Origin of the sequence: Pantoea sp. JZ2, assembly GCF_035191405.1 — a bacterium.
In the GTDB taxonomy this organism is placed as follows: domain Bacteria; phylum Pseudomonadota; class Gammaproteobacteria; order Enterobacterales; family Enterobacteriaceae; genus Pantoea; species Pantoea stewartii.
In genome coordinates this window covers 2,164,822-2,177,547 of sequence record NZ_CP045247.1, presented here as the reverse complement: position 1 = coordinate 2,177,547, position 12,726 = coordinate 2,164,822, and the positions used below count along the sequence as shown (strand labels likewise).

Sequence of the window (12,726 nt, the reverse complement as noted above, 5' to 3'; positions counted from 1 at the left end):
CTCAGCGGCGAGACAGCGCCAGTTTCGCCGCGAAGCCAATAAAGACGCAGCCCGTCAAACGATCCATGATTATTAACACGCGTGGCTTCCTGAGCTGTGCCGCAAAATAGTGACTGCTGCCAATCAGCACGCTGCTCCAGATCAATCCAGTCACCATATGTGTCAGGGCCATCAGGGTGCACCAGACCGGGACCGAACCGCCCTGAGGGATAAACTGCGGTAAAAATGTTACGTAGAAAACGCCCACTTTAGGATTCAACAGATTCCCCAGTAACCCACGCAGAAAGCAGGCCAGATGCGTTTGCTGCGACGGCGTTTCGGCGGGCAGCGCTGCATTCTGGCGACGCGGATGCCACAGTAACCTGACGCCCAGCCAGAGCAGATAGGCTGCGCCAGCCCACTTCAGCAGGTTATACGCCGTTTCCGATGCCAGCAGCAGCGCCCCCAGCCCCAGCCCTACCGCAATGCCCCACGACAGACAGCCCGTCGCCACGCCCAGCGCGGTCGCACTGGCTCCTCGCCAGCCCTGTGCCGCCGCCGATCGCAAAATTAATGCCGTATCGAACCCCGGCGTCAGGGTCAAAATGATGATCGCAAACAGAAAAGAGAGGAATGAAGTCGTCACAGGCGTACTCCTGATTAGAAGTGCTTAACAATAACAAGCGTTTTTCACGCTGTACAGACAGCCAGGCGTGATTAACTGCTACGCTTTTTAGTGGCGTTATTAGCGGGCCGGTAACGGTCTCAATTGAAAAACCAGGAGCTACGATCATGAGTAAATTTATTTTCTCTTCGCCTCGCAAATATGTACAGGGTGCGGGCGTGCTCGATGAACTGGGAGAGTATGTCACGGAATTGGGCAATCACGCTTTCGTGGTGGCTGACGATGTCGTCTGGGGGCTGATTGGTGAGCGGGCGCAGTCTACGCTGGAAAAAGCAGGCATTACCCTCAGCCGTCAGCAGTTCAATGGCGAAGCCTCCAGTAATGAAATTACCCGGTTAAGTCAGCATGCGCAGCAGCAGGGCTGTAACGTGGTGATTGGTTTGGGTGGCGGCAAAACGCTGGATACGGTAAAAGCCGTGGCCGATGAACTCAAACAGCCGGTAGTGATTGTGCCCACCATTGCCTCAACCGATGCGCCCTGTAGCGCGCTGTCTGTTATCTATTCCGACAGTGGCGTTTTTGAAAGCTACCGTTTCTACAGTAAAAATCCCGATCTGGTGTTAATTGATACCGCCGTGTGCGCCGCCGCGCCCGCCCGCCTGTTCGCGTCCGGCATCGCCGATGGTCTGGCGACCTGGGTGGAAGCCCAGGCGGTGGCCCGTAGCCATGCGAAATCGATGGTCAATGGCGATCCGACTATTGCCGGTCTTGCCATTGCCCGGGCCTGTGAAGAGACGCTGCTGACGTGGGGCTACAGTGCCTATATCGCAGTCTCGGAAAAACGCGTCACGCCAGCGGTAGAAGCGGTAGTGGAAGCCAATACATTGCTGTCCGGTTTAGGCTTTGAAAACGCCGGTCTGGCAGGTGCGCACGCGATTCATAACGGATTCACCGCAATTGACGGCGATATCCACCATCTTACTCACGGTGAAAAAGTGGCCTACGGTACGTTAACTCAGATGGTGCTTGAGCAGCGTCCCGATGAAGAAATTGCCCGCTACATCCGCTTCTACCGTTCGATCAATATGCCGACCACGTTAAAAGAGATGCATCTGGACGGGGTGAGCTGGGAAGATCTGGTAAAAATCGGCGCGCTGGCGAACAGCGAGGGCGATACGCTGAAAAACCTCAATCCTAACCTGGCACCGGAACAGATCGCCCATGCGCTGCTGGGCCTGGATGCGTTCAGTAAAACGGTAAAATAGGGGCTATTCCGTCGCCTCAGTGGGTTTGTCCCAGTACTGATACTTATAAACCGCACTGAGGTGACGCTGCACCGTGCCTTTCTCAAAAACTTCGGTTTCATTCAGGTAACTCAGGGTGCAGTTGCCCTTGTCATCCCAGAACTGGCATTCATCCACGGTACGCAGAGTGCTGACGTCGGTTGATGCCGTGCCGTTGAGGCGCAGCTCCCGCCCTTTATCGTCATAGGTATAGGTGTCTTTTCGCCGGGCAGAGGTGGTGCGGGTGACGAGGCCCTGCGGACTCCACGCGTAACGGTATTCCCCGTTGCTGACGGGATCGGTTCCGCGCGCAATGCTTTTCAGCAAACGATAGTGTTTATCGTAGCGGTACGTGGTGTCCGTGAATCCCGATTTGCCCATGCTGATGAATTTGTCTGAAGCGCTGATAATATTGCCGTTTTTTCCCTTGTGCCAGTTGATGGTGCCTTGTCGGTTATCCACCACCACTTCCTTTCCCTGTTTCAGCACTTTTACCAGATACGCATATTCGGCCACCCAACCTTCCTGCACACGCACCAGATGTTGTTCCATGCTCAGAATGACGTTACGCTCATTTTTGTCATAACTGATATCCGCCACCAGCAGGTCGCCACAGGGATCAAACTGCCCCAGCACCCGCTTTTGCGAATTGACGTCTTTGCCAAACTCCCCTGCGACAACCTGACGTACCGCCCCTTTCGCACTGCCGCCCAACAGAATCCAGTTATTACTGTCAGAGACCGCTTTACTGTTTGATTTGCACGCGGCAAAGGTTAAGGGCGCATGGCATCCCATCACGGTGAGAACAGCGGAAAGCAGAATGCATCGCATGGCAGGGCCTCTGACATCAATGTCGATTAGGGTTAAGCTGATGACCCGCAAACGGGGGAACAGAACAGGGAAAGCAAAGCCGCGTTGACGGCAAACGGCGACACAGAATGCACGCAATGCGTTGTTTCATCATCCACTATAGCGGAATACCGGACAAAAAATACCCCAGCAAATGTGCTGGGGTTTGGTACTTGCAAACATCACGTCATCAATCGGCGTGCTGCGCGGCAAAACTGGTTATGAGTCAGGCCACCCGGGCGGTATTCATTTGCATGACACTTTTCATTGCCTCTACAACATCACCATCGACGCAGTAACGGCTGAACTCATCAATTTCGGCTTCGGAACACATGGAAACACCCGCTTTGCGGTAACGCATCGGTGATGCCACCAGGTGGCTTGCCGAGCTGTGTACCTCACGAATATCTGCATCAAGAAACTTTTGCAGGTTACTTAATCGAACGCCAGCACCTGCCATAATGATAGGACCGCTGCTGTATTCATTAAGTTCCCTCAATAATGCAATTCCGTTTTCCGCGCTCTGCTGCTGCCCGGAAGTGAGGATACGTTTCACGCCAAAATCGGTTAAAACATCGAGCGAACGTTTTGGCCGGTGGCAGAGATCGAAGGCGCGATGGAAGGTCACCGCCATGCCGTCGCACAGCGCCATGATCTGCCGCATCTGCCCCACATGAATATGGGCATCTTCATCCAGCATCCCTAACACTACGCCCGGAAAGCCCAGTTCGCGAATCCGCGCGACATCCGATTTCATTGCCTCGAACTCCCGGCTGGAATAGCAAAAATCTCCGCCGCGCGGGCGGACAATAGGATGCACCGGAACAGAAATGTCACGACGGGCGACTTCCAGCATGCCAGCAGAAGGTGTCAGGCCGCCTTCACGCGGTGCCGCACAGAGTTCAATTCGATCGGCCCCCGCCTGTTGAGCGGTTAAGGCACAATCCACCCCATAGCAACAAATTTCCAGTGTGGTCATTCTCTTCTCCTTTACATGACGTCCTGTTCACGCCAAATTCGTCAGGTATGCTTATCCCTTAGAACAGTTTACGTGGAAAACTAACTATGACATTCAATTTTGACCAACGGATAGACCGCCGTCACAGTGATAGCCTTAAATGGCACAAATATGCGGGCCAGGATATTCTGCCGTTGTGGGTAGCGGATACGGATTTCCGATCGCCTGCCCCCATCATTGAGGCCATTAAAGCCCGCGTTGATCATGGTGTTTTCGGCTATGGCGATAAGCCTCAGGGATTTATCGATGCGCTGATTGCCCGCTGTAAATCACGCTATCGCTGGGAAGTTAAACCGGAATGGGTGGTCGTGTTGCCCGGCGTAGTCTGCGGGTTAAATCTGGCCGTGCGGGCGTTTACCGCGCCGCACCAGGGTACCGTCGCGCCGCATCCCATTTATCCCCCTTTCCGTTCAGCCGCGAAGCTGGCTGAACGTGATCAGTTGAATCTGCCTCTGACGTTGCAGGAAGGCCGCTGGGTCATGGATCTCACTGCAGCAGACGGCCACATGCAGGACAAAACGTTGCTGATGCTTTGCAATCCGCAAAATCCTGGCGGCACGGTTTACCGCCGGGAAGAACTTGAAGCGCAGCTGGCCTTTGCGCAGCACCATGATTTAATCGTCTGCTCTGACGAAATTCATTGCGATTTACTGTTAACGCCGGGGCTGCAACATATCCCCTTTGCCTCCCTGAGTGATGATGCGGCCCAACGGAGCATTACGCTGCTTTCGCCATCCAAAACCTTCAATATTGCCGGGCTGGGCGCTTCCGTCGCTGTGATCCCGGATCCTGAACTACGGGCGCGATTCACCGCCGTGCGCCAGGGCATTGTGCCCTCAGTCGATATTCTGGCCCTGGTTGCGGCGGAAGTCGCCTGGCGGGCCTGTGATGACTGGCTTGATGCTCAGCTTGATTATCTGCGCGGCAACCGGGACTGGCTGGTTTCCGAAGTCAATGCGCTGCCCGGCCTCAAAATGACCTCTCCGGAAGGCAGTTATCTGGGCTGGATCGATGCGCGTGAACTCCAGGTTGCCAGCCCGGCGCTGTACTTTGAAAAACACGGGCTTGGCTTCTCGCCAGGGCGCGACTTTGGTGATGACGGCTTTGTACGGATCAATTTCGGCTGTCCCCGCGCCTTGCTGGAAGAAGCCGTCAGACGGCTCAGACGCGCGGTTGAAGCCCGGGGCTAACGCTGTTCACTGGCCACAATCTCGTCCAGTCGCCATGGGTGAAACTTAATCGTGGTTTCCCCATCGGTCACTGCCAGCGTAGGATTCGGCAGACGCTCGTTTTCCCCTTTCGGTGAGCTGGTTTTGAATGAAATACCCGGCTGTGTGAGTGCCTGATCGGACAGCAGCGCCATGGCACGCATGCCCAGTGTTTCAGGCTCGCCTCGTAATACCACCTCAATATGTTCCCAGCGCTCGTGGCGGTAACGTTTTTCACCCGGCCAGGGCAGCTCAACGACGTCTATCGCCCAGCCGGCAATCATTAACGGTTGGTGCAGCTTAAATAAACATACCGGTCGTCCGTTAATCATCGCCGCCGAGAACTGCTCCCCGAGTTGCAAAAACCCCTTTTGCCAGCGTTCGGCCGTCGCATTCTGATGACACCGCACGGCCACATGATCGACGTCGAGGTCTGTGGGGTTTAATCCCAGACGCTGTGAAAAATTTTGTAACCGTTCTTCGAAAGCCGCTAAATCGGCCTGTAAATCGTCCAGTTCGGGTGGAAATATCATGCTCACCGTAAGCTGTCTCCTCACTTTTTTATGACCAGGGAATGCCGTAACTCATTGTTACTGAACTATCGTAATGAACAAAAGGGTAAGATTCATCTTATTTGGCGGGCGTTTTACGAGAAAAGCAAAAAATTAACGCTTTTAATTCAGATTAATCTTCTGTTTAGATCCACCTTTTCGTTGACAAAAGTAACTTAAGTTACTGTTTTGTATGGTTATCATTAACACAATAAGATAAGTCTTACTTAACAGTGGCATGATTGCAGCCTGCATAACTTTCTATTAAATTTGCATTAACACTATTATAAGGAAAGTTTTTATGACGATGCTCATCGTAGTTGCCATCTTAATTGCACTGATGGGGTTTGCCCTTGCGCGCCACTGGAAGGTACGTGCAGACAAAAGTGTTAAAAACGCGCGCCGCGCGCGTCGTCGCTAATCTCTGCGGGAAACATCTTCGGCTCTGTTTCCCTGCCTTTATCCCGCTACTGACTCACGCTGACAATTCACGTATACTTTTTCCCTCATTTTTTCCTTTTGCCGGGCCAGGACCTGTGGTCATTGCACCCGGCAGAATCATGACGACAGCCCGCTGCCCAAATAGCGTGCTTTTCTCTGCATATGTAAGGTAACCCGGTGAATATTCAGGCGCTTCTTTCCGCAAAAGTCAGTCAGGCAATGGTGCTGGCTGGTGCTCCCTCCGATTGTGAACCTCAGGTTCGTCAGTCGGCTAAAGTTCAGTTTGGTGATTATCAGGCTAACGGCATCATGGCCGTGGCGAAAAAACTGGGCCAGGCGCCACGACAATTAGCTGAAACCGTGATTCAACATCTGGACCTCACTGGTATTGCCAGCAAAGTGGAGATCGCGGGGCCGGGCTTTATCAACATTTTCCTGGATCGTCAGTGGCTGGCCGACCATGCCCGGCAGGCGCTGAATCATCCGCGCCTTGGCGTGAACCCGGTCGAACCACAGACAATCGTCGTGGACTACTCTGCCCCCAACGTGGCGAAAGAGATGCACGTCGGCCATGTGCGTTCCACTATCATTGGCGACGCCGCGGTGCGCACCCTCGAGTTCCTGGGCCACAACGTGATCCGCGCGAACCATGTGGGCGACTGGGGTACGCAGTTCGGCATGCTGATTGCGTTTCTTGAAAAACAGCAAAATGAAAACCACGCGGAGATGGCGCTGGCGGATTTAGAAGGTTTTTACCGTGAAGCCAAGCGCACTTACGATGAAGATCCTGAGTTTGCAGAGCGTGCGCGCGGCTATGTCGTGAAGTTGCAAGGCGGTGACGACTACTGCCGTCAGATGTGGAAAAAGCTGGTTGATATCACCATGACGCAAAACCAGCATATCTACAACCGTCTGAACGTCACCCTGACGCGTGATGATGTGATGGGTGAGAGCCTTTATAACGACATGCTGCCGGAAATTGTGGCCGATCTGAAAGCCAAAGGTCTGGCCGTCGAGAGTGAAGGCGCCACCGTGGTATTCCTGGAAGAATTCCAGAATAAAGAAGGTGAGCCGATGGGCGTGATCATCCAGAAAAAGGATGGCGGCTATCTTTACACCACCACCGATATTGCCTGTGCCAGGTATCGCTATGAAACCCTGCATGCGGACCGCGTAATTTACTACATCGACTCACGTCAGCATCAGCATTTACAGCAGGCGTGGACCATTGTCCGTAAAGCCGGCTATGTGCCTGCGTCCGTTCCACTTGAACATCATGCGTTCGGTATGATGTTGGGTAAAGATGGCCGTCCGTTTAAAACCCGTAGTGGCGGCACCATTAAGCTGTCAGATTTGCTGGATGAAGCCTATGAACGCGCGTACACGCTGGTACGCGAGAAAAACCCGGACATGACGGAAGAGGAAGTCAGCACGCTTGCGGAAGTCGTCGGCATCAGCGCCGTGAAATATGCCGATCTGTCAAAAAGCCGCACCACTGATTACATTTTTGACTGGGATAATATGCTGGCGTTTGAGGGCAATACGGCGCCTTACATGCAATATGCTTATACGCGCGTGCTGTCCGTGTTCCGTAAAGCCGGTATCGACGCCGATGCGATTCAGGCAGAAATCGTGCTGACGGATGACCGTGAAGCCCTGCTGGCAACGCGTTTGCTGCAGTTTGAAGAGGTCATTACCCAGGTGGCACGCGATGGCACACCGCATGTGATGTGTGCCTATTTGTACGATCTGGCGGGCCTGTTCTCCGGTTTCTACGAGCACTGTCCGATTCTGGCCGCAGAGGACGACGTGACGCGCCTGAGCCGTTTACAGATTGCGGCACTGACCGCAAAAACCCTGAAACTGGGCCTGGATACGCTGGGGATCAAAACGGTCGATCGCATGTAATCTGTTAAGGCGCTGAGAGCTGACTGTTCTCAGCGCCTGCCTCAACCTCGCCCTTCCCGCTCTGCCCGTCACCCGCACAATTTTCCTTCATGTAGCGTCATCTTTGCCATTGCCCTCCCTGACTCCACGATACAAAGGCGTTAATTCGTATTTCAGCACCAGAGATGATCGCAGCACGCGCCGTGCAAACCCGCTCAGGCAACCCTGATGTCGCGTATATCAAGGTCCTGTTGGGACAAGATTCTTTTCTTATTCCCGCGCTCTACTATAAGCCCGCGTTTTATCAGGTTTAACGTGTTAACGAGAAAGGAAGAATAAGTTGATGTTAAGAAAAGCGTTTGCCGAGCTGTTCGGCACCTTCTGGCTGGTATTCGGAGGCTGCGGCAGCGCCCTGCTCGCCGCGAATTTTCCCCAAACCGGGATTGGGTTTGTGGGCGTGTCTCTGGCATTTGGCCTCGCCGTACTGACAATGGCCTTTGCGGTAGGCCACATTTCGGGCGGTCACTTTAATCCCGCCGTCACCCTGGGCTTATGGGCCGGTGGCCGCATCGACAGCAAGCCCATCTTGCCCTACATCGTGGTACAGATGGCTGGCGGTATTGCGGCGGCGGGCGTGCTGTATCTGATCGTCAGTGGTCAGGCTGACTTTACGATGGCAGATAAGGGTTTCGCTGCCAACGGCTTTGCGGCGCACTCGCCAGGCGGCTATTCCCTCTGCGCGGCCGTCATCACTGAACTCGTACTCAGCGCGTTCTTCCTGGTGGTTATTCAGGGTGCGACGGATAAACGCGCGCCGGCGGGTTTCGCTCCCATTGCGATTGGTCTGGCATTAACGCTCATTCACTTAATCAGTATCCCGGTAACCAATACCTCGGTGAATCCGGCACGCAGTACCGCGATGGCTGTTTTTCAGGGAGGCTGGGCGTTACGGCAGCTGTGGGTTTTCTGGCTGGTACCGATAGCGGGTGGCGTTGCAGGGGGATGGCTTTACCGCTTTCTGCTGCAAAAAGACGCGTAGCCTGAACCGCGTTATGACATCGGGAGTGATCGGGCAGACCGACAGCATCAGTCTCTTGATGATGCTTGTCAGTCTGCCATGAACAGGGCGAAAAAGGCTTAGTGGTAGTTGACCGTCACCGCTGTGCTGACGACCTTCAGCCCCGGCGGCAAACTTCCGCCACCGGCGAAGCCAAACACCATATGTAACGTTTCACCGGCGGCGACCTCAGCCAGACCGCGTGTGCTGCCGCTGGCACCGTCCAGTTCGGTACAACGCTGTTCTGCACAGAGCCGGACCTGTAAACCGGAAGGCACCGGTTGGGTAAACTGATAACGCCAGTTCACCACGGTGATCGCCCCACTGACCTGACCTGGCGGGGTCAGCGGCTGCGACGACTGCCAGCTTCCCCTGTTCGCCATCAGTGGACCCGCCGCGCTGGCGCTCCAGGCACCGTCAGCGGCCTGAGCAAACAGCGGAAGCAGCAGCGAAAACAGCATTAGCGATCTCATTGTTTGCCACCGATGGTTGCGGTCATGCGAATCTGACGGTTATCGCTTAATTCCATATTGGACAGCACCACCAGCTGCGGCATGTTACGGCGCAGGAAGCGTGCCAGTAAGGCGCGTAACGGATGATTGACCAGCAGGACAGGCGGCGCGCCCATCATTTCCTGCCGTTGCAGGGCCTCCTGCGTCTGGGCTAACAGCCGATCGGCCAGGCCTGGCTCAAGTCCGCCACCGCCCTGCAAGGCCTGCAGCAGCAGGCGCTCCAGTGTCGCATCCAGGCCAATCACCTGCACTTCACCCGTGCCAGGGAACCACTGCTGCGTAATCGCTCTGCCCAGCGCCACGCGCACCACGCTGGTGAGTTCCTGCGGATCGCTTTGAACCGGCGCATGCTCTGCCAGGGTTTCAATAATGGTGCGCATATCACGAATCGAAACGCGCTCAACCAGCAGGTTCTGCAGGACTTTGTGCAGCGTTGTCAGCGTAATCACGCCAGGCACTAAATCTTCGGTCAGTTTCGGCATCTCTGAGGAGACGCGGTCCAGCAGTTGCTGCGCTTCCTGACGGCCAAACAACTCACTGGCGTACTGGCCAATCAGATGATTAAGGTGCGTCGCCACAACGGTACTGGCTTCTACTACGGTAAAGCCCTGAATCTGGGCCTGCTCTTTGAGCGCACCGTCAATCCACACCGCCGCCAGGCCAAAGGCAGGATCGACGGTTGCTTCACCCGGCAAGGTACCCGCGGCTGTGCCGGGGTTAATCGCCATCCAGCGTCCGGGATAGGCATCACCGCTGCCGATCTCCACGCCTTTCATTAAAATGCGGTAGCGCGCGGGTGGCAATTCCATGTTGTCACGGATATGCACCACCGGCGGCAGAAAGCCGACATCCTGCGCCACTTTTTTACGGATACTGCGGATACGACCAAGCAACTCACCGTTCTGGTTGTGATCGACCATCGGAATCAGGCGGTAACCCACTTCCATGCCCAGCGTGTCTTCAAGCTGCACATCAGTCCAGGAGGCTTCGGCAGAGGCAGGCGTTTCCATGGATTTTGCGATGCTGCTCGGCGATTCGACATTCTTCTTCGGCTGCATCTCGCGGCCACGTAACCACCACGCCAGCCCCAGTAAGGCCGCCGTAAACAGCAGGAACACAAAGTTAGGCATGCCAGGCACAAGCCCCAGCAAACCGATTACGCCGGCACTCAGCATGAGGACACGCGGATCTTTGAACAGTTGCCCGACCATCTGCTCGCCGACGTCCTGGTCGGTTGCCACGCGCGTCACGATAACACCCGCCGCGGTAGAAATGACCAGCGCAGGGATCTGTGCGACCAGACCGTCACCGATGGTTAACAGCGTATAGGTTTCTGCCGCGTGGCCCGCATCCATACCATGCTGAACGATCCCCACCAGTAAACCACCGATCACGTTAATGACCATGATCAAAATACCGGCGATGGCATCCCCGCGTACAAACTTACTGGCACCGTCCATCGAACCGTAAAAGTCCGCTTCCTGAGTCACTTCGGCGCGACGACGCTTCGCTTCATCTTCGCCAATCAGACCCGCATTCAGGTCGGCGTCGATAGCCATCTGCTTACCCGGCATCCCGTCAAGCACAAAGCGCGCACCCACTTCGGCGATACGGCCCGCACCTTTGGTGATAACCATAAAGTTGATGATCACCAGGATGATAAACACCACGATCCCGATGGCGAAGTTTCCGCCAACCAGGAAGTGGCCAAAGGCTTCCACCACCCGTCCCGCCGCCGCGGCACCGGTATGCCCTTCCAGCAAAATAATACGCGTAGAGGCTACGTTCAGCGACAGGCGCAGCAGGGTCGAAAACAGCAGAATGGTGGGAAAGGCCGCAAACTCCAGCGTGCGCTGGGTAAACATGGCGACCAGCAGCACCATAATCGACAAGGCAATGTTAAAGGTAAACAGCAGATCAAGGATAAACGGCGGTAAGGGCAGAACCATCATCGACAAAATCATGATGATCAGCACCGGACCCGCAAGGACCTGCCATTGCATGTCTTTGAAGTTGCCTGGAAGGCGTAGTTTAGCGGCCAGATTAGCCATCGTTTTTGCTCTCTCCTGCAAAGTCCATCTCTGCCGGGACCGGCAGGTCTTTAGGTTTTACGGGCACCAGGCCACCTTCGCGCTTCCAGCGGCGAAGCTGCCAGACCCAGGCCAACACTTCCGCGACGGCCGCATAAAGGGCGCCAGGAATGTGTTGTCCGATTTCGGTATGACGGTATAACGCACGCGCCAGCGGCGGTGCTTCCAGAACCGGAATGCGGTGTTCTGCGCCCAGTTCACGAATGCGTAAGGCGATCTCGCCAGCGCCTTTGGCAATAACCTTGGGCGCACTCATTTTCTTCTCGTTATATTGCAGCGCAACCGAATAGTGTGTTGGGTTGGTAACGATCACGTCGGCCCTGGGCACATCGGCCATCATGCGACGACGGGCTGCCGCGCGCATCTGCTGACGAATGCGCCCTTTCACGTGCGGGTCACCTTCCTGCTGCTTGTGCTCATCGCGAATTTCCTGACGTGACATCCGCAATTTTTTAAAGTGGCTGTAAAGCTGCCAGAAAACGTCGTATCCCACCATGGGGATCAGGCCGAGCATGACCAACGCACAACAGATAGCGATCATGTCCATGCCATGGATCAGGGCTGTGGTCGGCGACTCGGCAATCAGCCGAAGCATATCGGGCCAGTGCGTCCAGATGTACCAGCCTGCCACGCAGCCCACCAGAATGGTTTTCAGAATGCCTTTAAACAGCTCCGTCCAGGCCTGCGCGGCGAACATGCGTTTGAAGCCTGGCAACGGGTTCAGCTTGCTAAAATCCACTTTGATGGATTTGCCGCTGATGACCACGCCGCCCAGCAGCATCGGTGAGGCAATGGCCACCAGAACCAGCCCGCCCAGAAGCGGCAGAAGCGCGGCAATGGCCTGCATGATCAGATTACCGACGTGGGCGATGATAATTTTGTCATCGGTCACCATGCCGTGGTCGAAACTGAGTCCGGTTGACACCATTGCCGCCAGTCGATGGGCCATTGCCGTCCCGCCAACCCATAAAATCATGATGCCTGCCAACAGCATCAATAGTGAGGTTAACTCGCGCGAACGCGGAATCTGGCCCTCTTCACGCGCTTTTTCAAGTCGGTGGGCCGTGGGCGATTCTGTTTTGTCCTCATCACTGTTTTCTGACACCACAAACCTCGGTTGGCAGGAATTCTGAGCATAGAATGCCAAATTTGAGTTTGGTTAAAGCGTGGATAAAACGTGAAAAACACATGCTCTTTCACGGATAGCAAAAGAGAAAAGCGGAGTG

At 55.1% G+C, this 12,726-nt stretch carries 11 protein-coding genes; 4 read left to right on the top strand and 7 right to left on the bottom strand.

The genetic code is table 11. From position 1 onward, the window contains the following. Nucleotide 1: 1 nt before the first annotated feature. Nucleotides 2-625 (bottom strand): LysE family translocator, encoded by a 624-nt coding sequence (locus tag GC087_RS10475; protein ID WP_324030508.1) that lies wholly within the window; start codon nt 623-625, stop codon nt 2-4. Nucleotides 626-771: 146 nt separating this feature from the next. On the opposite strand from GC087_RS10475, the gene GC087_RS10470 reads away from it, so the two are divergent. Further along, a complete protein-coding gene (locus GC087_RS10470; RefSeq protein WP_033741989.1) occupies nt 772-1,869 on the top strand; it encodes a glycerol dehydrogenase in 1,098 nt (365 codons plus the stop codon). Between the two features lie 3 nt (nt 1,870-1,872). On the opposite strand, the gene GC087_RS10465 is transcribed toward GC087_RS10470, so the two are convergent. Together GC087_RS10465 and cutC are read right to left on the bottom strand one after the other, a co-directional pair. Next, on the bottom strand, nt 1,873-2,718 hold the full coding sequence (locus tag GC087_RS10465) for a hypothetical protein (RefSeq protein ID WP_058701778.1): 846 nt from the start codon (nt 2,716-2,718) through the stop codon (nt 1,873-1,875). Between the two features lie 244 nt (nt 2,719-2,962). Next, nucleotides 2,963-3,715: a copper homeostasis protein CutC gene (gene cutC / locus GC087_RS10460; protein WP_033741990.1), complete on the bottom strand. Its 753-nt coding sequence runs from the start codon at nt 3,713-3,715 to the stop codon at nt 2,963-2,965. Nucleotides 3,716-3,801: 86 nt separating this feature from the next. Here cutC and GC087_RS10455 point away from each other — a divergent pair, with 86 nt between their 5' ends. Then, nucleotides 3,802-4,944 (top strand): MalY/PatB family protein, encoded by a 1,143-nt coding sequence (locus tag GC087_RS10455; RefSeq protein WP_039343170.1) that lies wholly within the window; start codon nt 3,802-3,804, stop codon nt 4,942-4,944. Here GC087_RS10455 and GC087_RS10450 read toward each other — a convergent pair. Continuing rightward, nucleotides 4,941-5,501 (bottom strand): VOC family protein, encoded by a 561-nt coding sequence (locus GC087_RS10450; RefSeq protein ID WP_006120255.1) that lies wholly within the window; start codon nt 5,499-5,501, stop codon nt 4,941-4,943. The two genes, GC087_RS10455 and GC087_RS10450, sit on opposite strands and share 4 nt — an antisense overlap. A gap of 630 nt (nt 5,502-6,131) precedes the next feature. On the opposite strand from GC087_RS10450, the gene argS reads away from it, so the two are divergent. Continuing rightward, a complete protein-coding gene (gene argS / locus GC087_RS10445; protein WP_006120253.1) occupies nt 6,132-7,862 on the top strand; it encodes an arginine--tRNA ligase in 1,731 nt (576 codons plus the stop codon). Between the two features lie 322 nt (nt 7,863-8,184). Beyond that, entirely contained in the window at nt 8,185-8,880 is a 696-nt protein-coding gene (gene aqpZ, locus GC087_RS10440) for an aquaporin Z (RefSeq protein WP_324030617.1), read from the top strand. A gap of 98 nt (nt 8,881-8,978) precedes the next feature. On the opposite strand, the gene flhE is transcribed toward aqpZ, so the two are convergent. The 3 genes from flhE to flhB are packed head-to-tail and all read right to left on the bottom strand — an operon-like array spanning nt 8,979 to nt 12,605. Next, the gene (flhE, locus tag GC087_RS10435) at nt 8,979-9,371 is read right to left on the bottom strand and encodes a flagellar protein FlhE (protein ID WP_033741996.1); all 393 of its coding nucleotides are present in this window, start codon (nt 9,369-9,371) and stop codon (nt 8,979-8,981) included. Continuing rightward, a complete protein-coding gene (flhA, locus tag GC087_RS10430) occupies nt 9,368-11,461 on the bottom strand; it encodes a flagellar biosynthesis protein FlhA (protein WP_033741997.1) in 2,094 nt (697 codons plus the stop codon). The genes flhE and flhA overlap by 4 nt, the downstream gene beginning before the upstream one ends. After that, nucleotides 11,454-12,605, bottom strand: coding sequence for a flagellar biosynthesis protein FlhB (gene flhB, locus GC087_RS10425; RefSeq protein WP_162285809.1), 1,152 nt, complete (start codon nt 12,603-12,605; stop codon nt 11,454-11,456). Before flhB ends, flhA begins: the two co-directional genes overlap by 8 nt. Nucleotides 12,606-12,726 lie beyond the last annotated feature (121 nt).